The organism is Caulobacter sp. GW821-FHT10E02, assembly GCF_059415225.1.
On record NZ_JBWKMV010000001.1, the window covers coordinates 193,037 to 209,655 of the forward strand.

Annotated in this window: 9 protein-coding genes; 7 read left to right on the forward strand and 2 right to left on the reverse strand. The window is 68.0% G+C overall.

Translation table 11 applies throughout. The features are described 5' to 3' along the window. Window positions 1-195: 195 nt before the first annotated feature. From AC07NI_RS00910 to AC07NI_RS00935, 6 genes are read left to right on the forward strand one after another with little or no spacing between them, the layout of a single operon-like run. Window positions 196-2,616, forward strand: a complete 2,421-nt coding sequence (locus AC07NI_RS00910; RefSeq protein ID WP_494614922.1) for a TonB-dependent receptor — start codon at window positions 196-198, stop codon at window positions 2,614-2,616. Window positions 2,617-2,672: 56 nt separating this feature from the next. Further along, a complete protein-coding gene (locus AC07NI_RS00915) occupies window positions 2,673-3,833 on the forward strand; it encodes an alginate lyase family protein (RefSeq protein WP_494614923.1) in 1,161 nt (386 codons plus the stop codon). Continuing rightward, the gene (locus tag AC07NI_RS00920; RefSeq protein ID WP_494614924.1) at window positions 3,826-4,941 is read left to right on the forward strand and encodes an aldose epimerase family protein; all 1,116 of its coding nucleotides are present in this window, start codon (window positions 3,826-3,828) and stop codon (window positions 4,939-4,941) included. Before AC07NI_RS00915 ends, AC07NI_RS00920 begins: the two co-directional genes overlap by 8 nt. Before the next feature lie 58 nt (window positions 4,942-4,999). Next, a complete protein-coding gene (locus AC07NI_RS00925; RefSeq protein WP_494614925.1) occupies window positions 5,000-6,283 on the forward strand; it encodes an acetyl-CoA C-acetyltransferase in 1,284 nt (427 codons plus the stop codon). Between the two features lie 13 nt (window positions 6,284-6,296). After that, on the forward strand, window positions 6,297-8,390 hold the full coding sequence (locus AC07NI_RS00930; protein WP_494614926.1) for a 3-hydroxyacyl-CoA dehydrogenase NAD-binding domain-containing protein: 2,094 nt from the start codon (window positions 6,297-6,299) through the stop codon (window positions 8,388-8,390). Next, entirely contained in the window at window positions 8,387-10,192 is a 1,806-nt protein-coding gene (locus tag AC07NI_RS00935; protein ID WP_494614927.1) for an acetyl-CoA hydrolase/transferase C-terminal domain-containing protein, read from the forward strand. Before AC07NI_RS00930 ends, AC07NI_RS00935 begins: the two co-directional genes overlap by 4 nt. Here AC07NI_RS00935 and AC07NI_RS00940 read toward each other — a convergent pair. After that, window positions 10,189-11,271 (reverse strand): sialidase family protein, encoded by a 1,083-nt coding sequence (locus tag AC07NI_RS00940; RefSeq protein WP_494614928.1) that lies wholly within the window; start codon window positions 11,269-11,271, stop codon window positions 10,189-10,191. The two genes, AC07NI_RS00935 and AC07NI_RS00940, sit on opposite strands and share 4 nt — an antisense overlap. Window positions 11,272-11,279: 8 nt before the next feature. Beyond that, window positions 11,280-12,746 (reverse strand): nucleoside hydrolase-like domain-containing protein, encoded by a 1,467-nt coding sequence (locus tag AC07NI_RS00945; protein WP_494614929.1) that lies wholly within the window; start codon window positions 12,744-12,746, stop codon window positions 11,280-11,282. Between the two features lie 875 nt (window positions 12,747-13,621). Between AC07NI_RS00945 and AC07NI_RS00950 the strand changes: the two genes are divergently transcribed. Further along, window positions 13,622-16,570, forward strand: a complete 2,949-nt coding sequence (locus AC07NI_RS00950; protein ID WP_494614930.1) for a TonB-dependent receptor — start codon at window positions 13,622-13,624, stop codon at window positions 16,568-16,570. The last annotated feature ends 49 nt before the right edge of the window (window positions 16,571-16,619 follow it).

Consider the following 16,619-nt stretch of genomic DNA (forward strand, 5'->3'; position numbering starts at 1 on the left):
GGACTCCCCATCGCCTCCCAAGCGCGGATTTCCTGACCGACGGATGATCCCCCGGCTAAGCCGCCGCGGGGACGCGGGACCCCTTTATCCGTCGCGTACCCGCTGGTTCGCACCACGGGAGACGCGGCAGGGCAGCGACCGCGCAACCCTTCCAGCGCGGTCGCCGATCATAAAAACGGAAGGGGGGAGAAAACCATGTCCTGCAAGTCGATCTTGCTGGCGACGGCCGCCTTGAGCTGCCTCGCCGGCGCCGCCCATGCCCAAGACGCCACCCCGACCTCGACGGTCGAGGAGATCATCGTCACCGGCACCAAACAGGCCCAGAATATCCAGAACGTCCCGTCCTCGGTGCTGGTGGTCACGGCCGCCAATCTTGAGCGCGGCAATGTCCGCGACTTCGACGACCTGCCGCGCGCCGCGCCGTCGCTGACCATCTCCAAGACCACCCAGCCGGCCAACAACTCGATCAACATCCGCGGCATCGGCACCTACGCCTTCTCGATCGCCACCCAGCCCAGCGTGGCGGTGGTCATCGACGACGTGCCCCAGGCCTTCCAGGCCGCCGCCTTCGCCGCTCTGGTCGACGTCCAGCAGGTGGAAGTGCTGCGCGGTCCGCAGAGCACCCTGTTCGGCAAGGCCGCCTCGGCCGGCGTCGTCAACATCACCACCGAAGCGCCCAGCAAGACCTTCACCGCCAAGGCCGACGCCCTGGTCACCGACGATCAGGAGCGCCGCCTGCAAGCCAGCGTCTCGGGCCCCGTTAGCGACACCGTCGCCGTGCGCGTGGCCGCCAACTACAGCCACTATCGCGGCAACATCCTGAACCTGACGACCGGGAACTGGCAGAACGGCACCACCGACTACACGGTGCGGTCCAAGATCGCCTGGAGCCCGACCGATCGCTTCACCGCGACCCTGTCGCCCTACTACACCAAGACCGAAGGCACCTGCTGCGCGCCCGCCCAGTACTTCCTGAGCCCTGGCGTCACCTTCAGCCGCGCCAACCTGCCGGCCTCGACCATCCTGGCGGGGATCACGCCGGGCAAGAACAACCGCCTGACGCGCCTGGACCTCGACACCCAGGGCTTCGCCGAGGACTACGGCACGGGCCTGCGCCTCGTTTACGATCTGCCCAACGGCGGCTCGCTGATGTCGATCTCGTCCTACGACAAGTACCGGCTGGAGGACTTCAAGGACTCCGACTCCAGCGACTTCGACTTCAGCACCCTGACGGTCGGCGGGGTGAACTTCGCGGCCGCGCCGAAGGGCGGGGTGGGCGACGGCGGCTCGTTCGACGTCAAGACGATCACCCAGGAACTGCGGCTGACCTCGCCGAGCAGCGGCGCGTTCCGCTATGTGGCTGGCCTGTTTTACAGCAAGACCGACAGCACGCGGGACTATGTCCGGGGCTCCAACACCCACGGCAGCTTCAACGGCGTGATCTTCAACGGCCAGCAGCAGCTGCCGACGACCAATTCGCTGGTCTATTCCAGCTACCTGACCAACTCGACGTCCAAGACCTACGCCGCCTTCGCGCAAGGGTCCTACGACATCACGCCCAAGCTCACCGTGATCGGCGGTCTGCGCTATCACCATGAGAAGCTCAGCTACGACTTCCTGGATCGCGACACCGGCGTGACCTACGGCAAGCCCGGCTGTTCGACCAACACGCCGACCCCGTCGCTGAAGATCTCGACCTGCGACAGCGACAGCGTCGTCACCGGCAAGGCCGCCGTGCAGTACCGGTTCACGCCGGGCTTCATGGTCTTCGCCAACGCCGCCAAGGGCTACAAGGGCCTCGCCTACGACCTGACCAGCATCCTAACCACGCGCACGCCGACCACGGCGGCGGGCTCGTGCCTGGGCCTGCCGGTCGCCGATTGCGTGGCCTCGCGCCAGCCGGTGCCGCCCGAGACCAGCAAGTCGTACGAAGGGGGCTTCAAGAGCTCGTTCTTCGATCGCCGCCTGACCTGGAACATGACGGCCTTCTTCGAGGACTACCGCCACTTCCAGGCCCAGAGCCGCGACCTCGACCTGGGCCAGAACATCCTCCAAAGCCTGGGCAAAGTGACGTCCAAGGGCGTCGAGACCGAGGTGGCGATCTACGCCGGCGGCCTGACGCTGAACGCCAACGGGGCCTACAACATCGCCCGCATGGACACGTTCCTGAACGCGCCCTGCTACGCGGCCCAGACCGCCGGCGAAGGCTGCGTGGGCGGCCGCCAGAACCTGTCGGGCAAGACCCTGCCCAATGCGCCGAAGTGGACCGGCACGGTGACGGGTCAGTACGACTGGCGTCTGAGCGGCGAGTACGGCGCCTTCGTCCAGGCGTCCTACCGCTGGCAGTCGGACGTGACCTTCAGCCTCGTCCAGGACCCGGACGCGGTGCAGGAGGCCTACGGCATCTTCAACCTCGGCGCCGGCGTCCAGAAGGACAACTGGAAGCTCAGCGTCTTCGCCAACAACCTGTTCGACAAGAACTACGCCCTGACCAAGGGTCGCGACAACGCCTGGAATTTCAGCCGCACGGCGACCCCGGCCACCCTGGCGGTGAACTGGAAGCCGGGCCGCGACAGCGAGCGCTACTTCGGCGTCCGCGCCCAGGTGAAGTACTAGTCCAATCCGCGAGGGCGGCGTTCGCGTCGCCCTCGCTTTCCGTTCGGAGCGTACTCATGAACCGACGTGACTTCTTCCTCGGCACGGCCCTGGCGCTGACGGCGTTCGGGACCGCGACGGCGGCCCCGCTCGACATCGCGGCCATCGACCGCGCGCGCATCCTCAAGGCCGCCGACCGCTATCTGGCCGAAGCGCCGGTGACGATCACCGCCTTCACCGCGCCGCGCAGCCCCGGCAGCCGCCAGGACTACTATTCCGAGGCCGACTACTGGTGGCCCGATCCGGCCAATCCCAAGGGGCCATACATCCGCAAGGACGGCTATTCCAACCCCGACAAGTTCACCGCACACCGCGACGCGGTGATCCGGCTGGGCGTCCAGCTGCCGGCCCTGGCGGCGGCCTACAAGGTGACCAAGGATGCCCGCTACGCCGAGCATGCCGAGAAGCATCTGCAAGCCTGGTTCGTCGCGCCCGACACCCGGATGAACCCCAACCTGGAGCACGCCCAGGCGATCATCGGCGTCAACACGGGCAGGGGGATCGGCGTCATCGACACCCTGCACCTCGTCGAGATCGCCCGCGCCGTCGGCGTGCTCAAGGCCGCGCGGCCCAAGGTCGGCGTCTACGCCCCGACCGTAGCCTGGTTCGACGCCTACCTGACCTGGATGAGCACCTCGGCCAATGGCGTCGACGAGCGCGACCAGAAGAACAACCACGGCACCTGCTGGGCGCTGCAAGCCGCCGCCTTCGCCAAGCTGACCGGTCGCAAGGCCGAGCTGGACGTGGCGCGTGGCCGGATCAAGACCCTGGTCCCCGGCCAGATCGCCGCCGATGGCTCCCAGCCGCTGGAGCTGGTCCGCACCAAGCCCTACGGCTACTGCCTGTTCAATCTCGACGTCCTGGCCGCCTGCGCTCACGTGATGTCGACGCCGGGCGACAATCTCTGGACCTTCAAGGGCGAGACCGGCGGCTCGATCGCCGATGCGCTGGCCTACATGGCCCCGTTCATCGCCGACAAGAAGACCTGGCCGAAGCCCCCCGACGTCGAGGCCTGGGACGGCTGGCCCGTCCGTCAGCCCAGCCTGCTGTTCGGCGGTCTCGCCTTGAAACGGCCGGACTATCTGGATCTCTGGCGCAAGCTTGACCCGGACCCGACCCAGGCCGAGATCATCCGCAATTACCCCCTCCGCCAACCGGTGCTCTGGATCGATGCGTAGACTGTTCCTGGCGGGCTTGGCCGCCTTGCTCGCCACTTCGGCCCAGGCCGCCGACGTCAAGCGCGAGCCGTTCGGCGCGACCAAGGCCGGCGTGCCGGTCGAGAAGACGTTCCTGCGCAACGATCTGGGCATGGCCGTCGCGGCCATCGACTATGGCGCGACCCTGACCGTGATCAGCGCCCCCGACCGGGCCGGCAAGTTCGAGAACGTGATCCTCAGCCTGCCCAGCGTGGCGGCTTACGAGGCGACCTCGCGCCGCTGGGCCTCGGTGATCGGCCGCTACGCCGGGCGGATCACGGACGCCAGGATCACCGTCGACGGCAAGCCCTACGCCCTGCCGGCGGGCAACAACAACATGACCCTGCACGGCGGTCCGAACGGCTACGACAAGCGGGTTTGGACCAGCCATGCGGTCAGCGACGCCCGGTCGGTGGGCGTGGCGTTCGAGCTGCACAGCCCGGACGGCGACCAGGGCTTCCCCGGCGCGCTGGACATCACCGTGACCTATCGGCTGATGCGCAAGGCCAACGAACTACGGATCGAGTACGCCGCCAAGGCCTCGGCCCCGACAGTGCTGAACCTGACCAACCACGGCTTCCTGAATTTGGCCGGCGCCGAGAGCGGTGACGTCCGGAACCAGACGATCCGGCTCGACGCCGACCGCTACGCCGAGGTCGACGCCCGCAAGGCCCCGTCAGGCAAGCTGCTGCCGGTCGACGGCTCGGTGCTGGACTTCCGCAAGCCCCGTCGCGAGGGCGAGGCGATGAAGCTGGACGATCCGCTGCTCTCGCCCTCTCAAGGCTTCGACCACAGCCTGGTGTTCCGCGCGACCAGGCCCGGCGTGCGCGCGGTAGCCTGGATGGAGGACCCCGTCAGCGGCCGCCGCGTCACCCTGCTGACCGATCAGCCCTCGGTGCAGATCAATAGCGGCAACGGCTTCGACGGGACCGAGAAGGGGCCAGGCGGCGCGACCTATCCAAAATATGCCGGCTTCGCGTTTGAGATGCAGCACTTGCCCGACAGTCCCAACCAGGCGGCCTTCCCATCGACCGTGCTGCGACCCGGGACCCCGTTCCACGCCACGACCATCCTGCGCTTTTCGCGCTAAGGCGGAGCGACCTTGGCCGTTCGGCGTTTCACCCCCGTGACCGAGTGCGGGGTGCGTGATGAGCCGGCTTGTCTATATCGTTGATGGCGCGCGGACGCCGTTCCTGAAGGCTAGAGGCGCGCCGGGGCCGTTCACGCCCGTCGACCTCGCCGTCCAGTGCGGCCGGCCGCTGCTGCTGCGCCAGCCGTTCGCGCCCGACGCCTTCGACCAAGTGATCCTGGGCTGCGTCAACGTCATCGCCGACGAGCAGAACCCCGCCCGTGTGGCCGCCTTGCGCCTGGGCTGCGGGCCGGAGATGACCGCCTTCACCGTGGCCATCAACTGCGGCTCGGGCATGCAGTCGATCGATACGGCCTATCGCTACATTCGTGAAGGTTCGTCCGACCTGATCCTGGCCGGCGGGGCCGAAGCCCTGAGCCATGCGCCGTTGGTGCTCAAACAGACCGCCGTCGAGTGGCTGTCGAGCCTGCAATCGGCCAAGGCCCCGGTCGACAAGGTTCGCGCGGTCGCGGCCTTCCGGCCCGACATGCTGCAGCCGGTCATCGGCCTGGAGCGCGGCCTGACCGACCCGATCACCGACCTCGGCATGGGCCAGACTGCCGAGGTCCTGGCCCACTATTTCGACATCAGCCGCGAGGCCGCCGACGCCTATGCCGTCGAGAGCCACAAGCGCCTGGCCAAGGCCCAGAGCAGCGGTTGGTTGTCCGGTGAGGTCGAGCCGGCCTTCGCCCGCGACGGGACCGTCTATGACCACGACGACGGCGTCCGGCCCGACAGTTCGGTCGAGAAGCTGGCGACCCTGAAGCCGGCTTTCGAGCGGCCGTTCGGCAAGGTCACGCCCGGCAACAGCTCGCAGATTACCGACGGCGCGTCCTGGGTGATCCTGGCCTCGGAGGAGGCGGTGAAGAAGCACGGTCTCAAGCCACGCGCCGTGATCCTCGACAGTGAATGGGCCGCGCTCGACCCGTCGATCATGGGCCTGGGGCCGGTGCTGGCCTCGACGCCGCTGCTGAAGCGCGCGGGCCTTTCGCTCCAGGATATCGAACTCTGGGAGCTGAACGAGGCCTTCGCCGCCCAGGTGCTGGCCTGCCTGGCGGCCTGGGACGACGACGGCTTCTGCCGCGAGGTGCTGGGCCTGCCCGGCGCGGCGGGGGCGATCGACCGCAACCGTCTGAACGTCGATGGCGGCGCGGTCGCCCTCGGCCATCCCGTCGGGGCCAGCGGCAACCGCATCGTGCTGCACCTGATCAACGCCCTGGAGCGCCTCGACCTGAAGCGCGGGATCGCCACCGAGTGCATCGGCGGCGGCCAGGGCGGCGCCATGCTGATCGAGCGGATCTGAGGAGGAGATGGCCATGCAAGACCGCGCCCTGACCCTTCTCGCGCCCCGCGACCTCGACCTCGGGCCCGCGCCGATGAACGACTACGGCCTGACCCACTGGCGGCTGTCACGAGGCCCCGACGGCGTCGCCTGGGCGGTGCTCGACAAGGCCGAGGCCAGCGCCAACACCCTGGACGACGCGGTGCTGGTCGAGCTGGACCAGATCCTCGACCTGCTGGAAGCCGATCGTCCCGTCGCCCTCGTGATCCGTTCGGCCAAGCCGTCGGGCTTCATTGCCGGCGCCGACATCAGCCAGTTCCGCGGCGCCAGCGACGTCGGCGAGGTCGAGCAGCGCATGGCCCGCGCCCACGCCATCACCGACCGGCTGGAGAGCCAGCCCTACCAGACCATCGCCGTGGTTCACGGCTACGCCCTGGGCGGCGGGCTGGAGGTGGCGCTGGCCTGCAAGGTCCGCATCGCCATCGACGGCGCCAAGTTCGGCTTCCCGGAGGTGCAGCTGGGCCTGCATCCCGGCCTGGGCGGCACGGCGCGGTTCACGCGGCTGATCGATCCCTTGCAGGCGATGAGCTTCATGCTGACCGGCAAGACCATCGCCGCGAAGAAGGCCAAGGCCCTGGGCCTGGTCGACGCCGTCGTGCCCGAGCGTCACGTCCAGGCCGCCGTGCGCGCCGCCATTCGCGGCGAGTTGCACGCCGACGGCCACAGCCTGATCGACAAGCTCAAGGACAGCGCCCCGGCCCGCCGCATCGCCGCCGGCCGCATGCGCGAGGAAGCCAAGAAACAGGCCCCGCCGGAGCACTATCCGGCCCCCGCCGCGCTGATAGATCTGTGGGAACGCCACGGCGGCGACTTCGAGGCGATGAAGGCCGCCGAGATCGGCTCGTTCGCCCGGCTGATGGTGTCGGAGACCGCCCAGAACCTGATCCGCGTGTTCTTTCTTCGGGAGAAGCTCAAGAGCCTGGCCGGGGAGGACGGCGGCATCCGGCGCGTCCATGTGATCGGCGCCGGGGCCATGGGCGGCGACATCGCCGCCTGGTGCGCCTGGAGCGGCCTGACCGTCACCCTGACCGACGTCGACGCCAAGCCCATCGGCGGGGCGATCAAGCGGGCCGCCGAGCTCTACGGCAAGATCAGCCACGACGACCCGCTGAAGGTCCGCGACGCCCTGGACCGCCTCGTCCCTGACCTGAAGGGCGAGGGCGCGCGCTCGGCCGACCTGGTCATCGAGGCCGCGCCGGAGAAGGTCGAGCTGAAGCAGGGCCTCTACGCCAAGATCGAGCCGCTGATGAAGCCGGGCGGGATCCTGGCCACCAACACCTCGTCGATCCCGCTGGAGACCCTGCGCGAAGGCCTGCAACGGCCCGAGCGGCTGGTCGGCCTGCACTTCTTCAACCCGGTCTCGCGGATGCAGCTGGTCGAGGTGGTGCGCCACGACGGCCTGGACGCTAAGGTCGAGACGGTGGCCCGCGCCTTCGTCGGCGCCATCGACCGCCTGCCGGCTCCTGCGAAGAGCGCGCCGGGCTTCATCGTCAACCGCGCCCTGACGCCGTATCTGGTCGAGGCCATGGCCATGCTGGACGAGGGCGTGGCCAAAGAAACGATCGACAAGGCCGCCGAGCGGTTCGGCATGCCGATGGGGCCGATCGAACTGGCCGACCAGGTGGGCCTCGACATCTGCCTGGCCGTGGCCGACATGCTCAAGCGCGAGCTCAAGTGGGACATGCCCGACGCCCCGCAATGGCTGCGCGACAAGGTCCAGCACAAGCAGCTGGGCAAGAAGACCGGGGAGGGCCTCTATGTCTGGAAAGGCGGCCATCCCAACAAGGCCCCCAACGCCGCCGAGCCCGATCCGGACATGGCCGACCGCCTGATCCTGCCGTTGGTCAACACCTGCGCGGCCCTGCTGGGCGACGGCGTCTCGGAGGACCCTGACGTCATCGACGCGGCGATGATCTTCGGAGCCGGCTTCGCGCCCTTCCGGGGCGGGCCGCTGCACTACGCCCGCCGGCGTGGCGTAGCCGAGGTGAAGGCCCGGCTGGAAGAGCTGTCCCGTAAGTACGGCGAACGCTTCTCGCCGGCGGAAGGCTGGTCCAAGCTGGAGGCATGACGGAGCGCTTCACCGATCCCGAACGCCTGGTCGACGCGATCATCGCCAAGGTCGGCCGCCGCATCGTGCTGGGCCTGCCGCTGGGCCTGGGCAAGGCCAACCATGTCGCCAACGCCCTGTTCGCGCGGGCCATGGCCGACCCGTCGGTCCACCTGCACATCTTCACCGCCCTGACCCTGGAGCCGCCGCGCCCAAAGTCGGCGCTGGAGGCGGCCTTCCTGGGCCCGGTGATCGAGCGCACCCTGGGCGGCTATCCGGCTCTGGCCTACGCCGAGGTCCAGCGCCGCGACGCCCTGCCGGACAACATCCAGGTCGACGAGTTCTTCTTCCAGGCCGGCACCCGGTTGAACGTGCAGAGCGCCCAGCGCAGCTACATCTCGGCCAACTATACCCACGCGGCTCGCTATCTGCTGGATCGCGAGGTCAATGTCGTGGCCCAGTTGGTGGCCCAGGACGGCGATCGCTATAGCCTGTCTTGCAACACCGACATCACGCTCGATCTGCTGGCCGCGAAGACGGCGGGCAAGGCCGACTTCCTGCTGGTCGGCCAGGTCAATAACGGCCTGCCGTTCATGCCGGGCGACGGCGACCTACCGGCCTCGGCGTTCAGCCATGTGCTCGACGGCCATGACTTCCCGCTGTTCGCCCCGCCCAAGGAGCCGATCACCGACGCCCACTACGCCATCGGCTTCCACGCGGCGGGGCTGATCCCCGACGGCGGCACGATCCAGATGGGCATCGGCTCGATCAGCGACGCGGTGGTCCAGAGCCTGATCGTCCGCCATCGCGACCCGGCCGCCTTCCGCGACACCGTCCAGCGCCTTGGCGCCGCGCCCCAGCACGCCGAGCCGTTCGAGAAGGGGCTCTACGCCGCGACCGAGATGTTCGTCGATTGCCTGCTCGACCTCTGGAAGGCCGGCGTCCTCAAGCGCGAGGTCGAGGGCGCTGTGTTGCACGGCGGCTTCTTCCTGGGGCCGCGCGCCTTCTACGAAGGGCTGCGGGCGCTTTCGCCCGAGGACCGCGCCAAGTTCCAGATGCGGGCCATCTCGGGCATCAACGAGCTCTATGGCGACGAGGCCGCCAAGCGCGTCGCCCGCGTCGACGCCCGCTTCATCAACACCGCCATGATGGTCACCCTGCTGGGCGCGGCGGTTTCCGACGGGCTGGAGGACGGCCGCGTCGTCAGCGGCGTGGGCGGGCAGTACAACTTCGTGGCCCAGGCCTTCGCGCTGGAGGGCGCACGGTCGGTGATCACCCTGGACGCCGTGCGCGGGGCCGGGAAGAAGGCCAGCTCCAACATCCTGTGGTCCTACGGCCACGGCACCATCCCGCGCCACCTGCGCGACATCGTCATCACCGAGTACGGCGTCGCCGACCTGCGCGGCCGGACCGATCGTGACGTCATCGTCGCCCTGCTGAAGGTCGCCGACAGCCGCTTCCAGCCGGCGCTGATCGAGCAGGCCAAGGTCTCGGGCAAGCTAGAGCGCGACTACGTCCTGCCGGCCGAGTTCACGGCGAACACCCCCGAGCGCCTCGCCGAGGCCCTGGCGCCCGCCAAGGCGGCGGGCCACGCGCCGTTGCTACCGTTCGGCTCGGACTTCGATGCGCTCGAGGAGGGCCTGCTGCCGACGCTCGGCAAGCTGAAGGCGGCGGGACCGTTGGACTTGGCGCGCTTCGCCCTGCGCGGCCTCAAGCGGGAGCCGGACGCCGAGCCGGCTTTGAAGCGCCTGGGCCTGGACCGTCCGCGTGGGCCGACCGAGCTGCTGACGGCGCTGGCCGTACGCGGCGCCCTACGCGGCTAGGGCAGCTTGGCCGGATCGATCACCACGTGACGAATGCCTCGGCGGTTGACGGTGTAGGTGATGTGCACCTTGCCGTCGCGGGCCTGGATCACGGCCGGATAGGCGTAGCCGTCGGGCACGGGCTCGCTCTCCAAGTTCAGCGCCTCGCGCCAGGCGATCCCGTCCTTGGAGACCGCCACGTTCAGCGGCCAGCGGGGGCCTTTCCCCGGGATGTCGGGCCGCTGGCCCGCGTGGTTGTAGACGATCAGCTGGCGACCGTCGGCCAGGGTCACCGCGTCCGTGCCCGAGTTCGGATTGGGCAGGTCGATGGTCGAGATAGGGCTCCAGGTCTTGCCGTTGTCCTTCGACCAGGTCTGGGCCAGCGCGCCCTGGCGGGTGCGGGCCACGGCCTCCAGCACGCCGTTCGGGTGGAACAGGATGCTGGGCTGGATGGCGTCGATCTTCAGCGGCGAGGCGACCGGTGCGGTCTTGGTCCAGGTCCGGCCGCCGTCCTCGCTGCGCTCGAAATAGAGGCTCCAGCCGCCGCCGTCGGCCTGGGTGACGCCTTCGGACTTCTCGGTGCTGGTCGGCGACAGCCAGGTCCCGTCGGCCAGCACGACCGGCTTGTTCTTGATCGGACCCAGGATGCCGTCGGGCAGGCGCGTAGGCTGGCTCCAGGTCCGGCCGTCGTCGGTCGAGGTCATGACCATGCCCCACCAGTCCTGCGGGCTGGGGCCGACCTTGTAGAACAGGAAGAGGTCACCTTTCGGGGCCTGGAACAGCACGGGGTTCCAGGTCGGCAGGCGCGGCTTGCCGTCGGGCTGGACGCCGTTGGCCAGCTCGCGGGCCGGCTGCCACTTCCCGTTGATCCGGCGCGCGAACCAGATGCCGACGTCGGGATGGCGCTCGTGCGTGCCGCCAAACCAGGCCGCCGCGATCGTGCCCGCGGTGGTCTCGACGATCGTCGAGGCGTGCGACTGCGGGTAGGGGGCGTTCGTGTAGACCGGCTCGACCGTGAGGATCGCGCCAGGCGAGGCGGCGATGGCCGGCGCGCACGAGAGGGCCAGCAACGCGAGCGCCAGGCGCAAACCTCGGGTCATGTCCGGTCTCAGGGCTTCACGTCGATGATCACCCGCTTGTAGCGGGTCAGGCGCGGGAAGCCATGGTCGGTGACGGCCAGGATGATGTGCATGGTCCCCGTGCCCGGCGGCACGACGCGGGTGGTCTTCACGGTCAGCCAGGCCTTGGGCTGGTCGGCGTTGTTGATGTCCAGCTTCACGCCCGAGGCCGAGCTGGTCATGCCGCGCGTGCCGGCCTCCTCATAGCAGAACCATTCGTAGGACAGGGCGTCGCCGTCCGGATCGGACGAGCCGACGGCGCTGAGATCGACCCGCTCGCCGGGCTTGGCGACGATGTATTCGGGCGTCTCCAGCTTGGGGACCGGCGGGTGGTTGGCTTCCTTGTAGGGCTTGATCGTCCAGTCCATGCGGGCGGCGAAGTCGTTCTGGAACGCCTCGCGCCAGCGCCAGATCGTGGCGTGGTTGGTGGTGTGCCACTCGCCGTCGCGGCCCTGGACCTCGTCCATGACGTTGGTCCAGATCGGCCGGGTTTCCGGCTCCAGGAACCAGCGCTCCATGCGCGGCGTGTAGAGCTCGTAGCGGCCGCCCCAGCCGCCCCATTCGGGATGGTTCGGGTCGGACAGGCCGTTGTCGATCAGGTTCAGGAACGAGGGCGTATCGCCCTCCATCTGGAACTTCCAGCTGGGATAGGCCGCGCCCAGCGGGCCCTTGCTGCGGATGTTCTGGTTCAGCCACTCGTTGCTGACCAGGTGCTCGTCCGCGCCGCCGAAGCGGCCGTGGAAGTTGTCGCCGCCGATGCCGATCCAGGTCGACATGTGGAAGCTGACGCCGGGGCTGACGATGTAGAACAGGTCCGGGAACTCGCGGCGGATCCAGGGGCCGCTGTCGTCCTGGTCCGAGATCGCATAGACGCGCAGCTTCGAGACGAACTTGGCCAGGGCCGCCTTGGAGCGCGTCTGACGCACCTTCCACAGGGCCTGGCCCAGCACGGTGGGACCGCCCCAGACCGTGACCCAGACCGGACGCGGATCGTCGCGATCGACGGCCTTGATCAGCAGGTCCGAGCCGGGCGAGTCCTTGCCCGCGCCGATGGCGGTCTTGCCGTCGGGGACCAGGGCCTGGGAGATCGTCGCCTTCAGCGCGTCGGCGGTCGGGAAGCCCTTCTCGTGCTGTTCCAGGTTGTCGCGGACCGTGCCGTAGGTGTCGACGATGTGGGTGATCAGCTGCGGATTGACCTCGCCCTTCACCGTGGTGGCGACCAGGCCCTCGATGTCCACCTGGTTGGCGTAGGTCATCAAGCGGACCATCGACTCCTGGTCGTCGGGGTCGCCGCCGATGTCGGTCAGTACGAACAGGCGCGGCTTCTCGTGAGCGCTCTGGGCCGGGGCCGTCGGGGCGGGGGCCTGAGCCAGCGTGGCGACAGGCGCGGCGGTCAGCGACGCGACCAGGGCCAGGGCGACGCCCATTCGGAGTTTGGCGGACAGAGAACGAGCCACGCGGGTGTCCTTTCGCTCGATCCGGCGCCGGCGCATCGCGCCTGGACTGCCAGGTCGTGGGTTTCCTCCCGGACGCTGGAGCGCCTCGGTTTCGGGAAACAGGTACCGACGGTCAAGGTGAGGGTCAACGCAATTCGAAACCTGTCGATCGAAAAGAAAGGAAAACGAAAGTCGGTTTTCGAGGGGCATGAAGAGCGTGCGGCGAGGGTGGCTTGAGAGCGCTAAGGAGAGGTCGATCTCGCGCTGGGGCATGCGTTATCGACCTGAGCTCTGGCGAAGCTTCATGAAAGTCAACGCGTTGTAATTAAAGAAGTTTCCACACCATCCCAGCTTATGGGACGTAAGCGTTCGATCTTTTCTTCGACGATGTCGCGCGGGGGTCTCGCCGGCCGTATCCTCAAGCCCTGCAAGGCTTGGCGCGGAGTGGGCCGCAACGCTCCGGCGTGCTCGATGGGTCCGTTGGTCACACCACATACGATTTTCGATTGATTTCGATTATTGTCTTTTGGTAACGGTTTGTCTCAGCGAACATTGAACGGCGAAACGCCGCGACGTCGCTGGGGAGGACCGCGCCATGCTTCCGTGCGCGATCAAGCAGCGAGATCTGACGCCGGCGGGGCCGATCCCCGCCGCCGCGCGGCTCGTCCCCGGCTCCGAGCGTGGCGTTGCGCCGCTCCGATATGCGGCCCGGGTTCCGTTCTCCTCTGTTGACCCGGATCGCCACTCTGGCGGCGTCGGCTCCCTTTCCGGCCGACGCCGTCGTTTTCCACCACGTCGGCCTCCGGGCCCGATCGACCGATCACGCGTCCGCTAGAGGCGCGCGAGGAAACGCAAGCGACCGCGACGAAAACGATCGCGGCGAAGGGGAATTAGGGATGATGGACAGGTTTCAACGACAACTGGCCGGCGGGGCTTCGGGCCTCGCTTTGGTCCTGGCGCTGGGCGGCGTGGCTCACGCCGACGAGGTGATCGCCACGGCGAACGGCGGGGCCGCGCCCGTGGCCGCCGCCGGCGTCGCGGCGCTGCAGGAGGCCGCTCCAGCCGCCGCCGACAACACCGCCGACAACACCGCCGTGACCGAGGTGGTGGTGACCGGTTTCCGCAACAGCCTGGCCAAGGCCCTGGAGCTGAAGCGCACCAACACCGGCGTGGTCGACTCGATCCTGGCCGAGGACATCGCCAAGTTCCCCGACAACAACCTGGCCGAATCCATCCAGCGGATCCCCGGCGTCGCCATCAGCCGCGACCAGGGCGAAGGCCGGGCGCTGTCGGTGCGCGGCCTGGGTCCCGACTTCACCCGCGTGCGCATCAACGGCATGGAGGCGCAGGCCTCGACCGACGGCTACAGCGGCGCCAACCGCGGCCGCGGCTTCGACTTCAACGTCTTCGCCTCGGAACTCTTCAGCCGCATCGACGTGCGCAAGACGCCGTCGGCCGATGTCGAGGAAGGCTCGCTGGGCGCCACGGTCGACCTGACCACCGGCCACCCCTTCGACTACAAGGGCTTCAAGCTCGCCGCCTCGGCCCAGGCCGGTTACAACGACCAGACCGGTAAGACCCGCCCGCGCATGGCGCTGCTGGTCTCCAACACCTTCGCCGACGACAAGCTGGGCGCGCTGTTCTCGGTGGCCTATTCGAAGACCGCCGTCGACTTCCAGCAGTCCAGCTCGGGCCTGTGGAACCAGGGCAATGGCGACGGCGGCTGGTGCAAGCCGACGACCGGGACCGGCGGCATCTGCGACGTTCCCGCCGCCGACTTCGCCAAGGCGACCTCGACCTACAACCTGGCCAGCGCGCCGACGACCTACTATCCGCGCTTCATGCGCTACGTGCAGGGCCTGGGTAAGACCGAGCGCCTGGGCCTGACCGGCTCGCTGCAATGGGCGCCCGACGACGACACCAAGATCACGCTGGACGGCCTGTTCTCGCGCTACAAGGTCAGCCGGGATGACTGGCCGCTGGAAGCCATCGGCTTTTCCCGCGGCGCCTCGCAGGGGGGCAAGCCCGAGATGCTTGTGCGGGACATGATCCTGAACAGCCAGAACACCATGCTCTACGGCCTGTTCGACAATGTCGACATGCGCTCGGAGCATAACCGCGACGAGTTCTCGACCGACTTCGGCCAGTGGACCCTGACCGGCGAGCACAAGTTCAGCGACAAGTTCAGCCTGGATGGCGTGGTCGGCTACTCGTACTCGGACTTCGACAACTTCAACGACATCTCGACCCAGATCGACCGGTTCAATGTCGACGGCTACTCGATCGACATCCGTCCCAAGGGCCAGTACCTGCCGGCCATCAACTACGGCTTCGACGTCACCGACCCGAGCCAGTGGTACTTCGGCCCGACCGTGACCCAGCCCGGCGGCACCGGCCCCACGGGCCCCGAAATCCGCCTGCGTCCGAACTACACCGACAACAAGTACAAGACCGTCCAGCTGAACGGTAAGTACGCGTTCAACGACGGCCTGACCGTCCGCGCCGGCGCCAACTGGAAGCAGTACGACTTCAGCGCCCAGTCCTATCGTTACTCCCTGGGCGAGGCCAACTTCCCGGCCATCCCGACCGGCTCGTCGATCCAGAGCCTGACCGAGCAGTTCTGCGGCCTCAAGAAGCTGAACGTGCCGACCCCGACGCCGGTCTGCTGGACGACGCCGAACATCGACGCCTTCCAGGCCGCCTACAACATCTACAGCAACAGCGGCCGCACGGCCCTGTCGCAGACGGTGGCCAGCGTGCGCGGCGAGAACCGCTCGGTGCAGGAAGAGGACAAGACCGGCTACGTCATGGCCAATTTCGACCAGGCGCTCGGCAGCTGGCGCGTGCGCGGCGACGTCGGCGTCCGCTATGTCGAGACCAACCAGACCTCGAATTTCTATACCAACGTCCCGACCACGGTGAACGCCGCCGGCTTCGTGATGACCACGGTCAAGCGCAAGTACACCGACACCCTGCCGTCGCTGAACCTGGTGCTGGAGCCGACCGACAAGCTGCAGGTCCGCTTCTCGGCGGCCAAGGTGATGGCGCGTCCGGCCCTGGGCAATCTGGCGGCGGCGACCAGCGTTTCGGTGGCCGGCGGCTCGCGCTCGGTCTCGACCGGCAACGCCAACCTCGACCCGTACCGCGCCAAGTCGGCCGACTTCTCGATCGAGTGGTATCCCAAGTCGGGCACGATCGTGTCGGCGGGCTTCTTCTACAAGAAGATCAGCACCTACGTGCAGACCATCACCACCGTCGCGCCGTATGCCTCGACGGGCCTGCCGGTCTCGCTGCTGGACGGCACGGGCGTCAACGCCAATGACGACTTCAGCATCACCAACGTGATCAACACCCCCGGCGGTCCGCTGAAGGGCTTCGAGCTGAACTACCAGCAGCCGCTGGACTTCCTGCCCGACGCGTTCCGCGGCTTCGGCGTGCTGATGAACTACACCTATGTCGACAGCAGCATCGACTACTTCGCCACCACGGCGGCCGGGGCGGCCAAGATCAACGCCCCGCTGCTGAACCTGTCGAAGAACGCGGCCAACGCCACGCTCTACTACGAGCGCGGCAAGGTGCAGGCGCGGATCTCGGTCAACTACCGCGACAAGTACCTGACCGCCGTCCCAGGCCGCTACAACCAGGATGTCCAGGGCAATCTGGCCACCACGTTCCTGGATGGTTCGGCCTCGTACAAGGTCACCGACCAGCTGTCGGTCAGTATCGACGCCCTGAACCTGACCAACGAGAAGGACATCTCGTACATCGACTCCACGACCCAGCGCTTCGAGAACTATCGGGTCGGCGGCCGCCAGTTCTATGTCGGCGCCCGCTACACCTTCTAGGCGCTGTCGCTTGAGTTTCCCCTGTCGGTGATTGCGCCCTCCCGTGCAT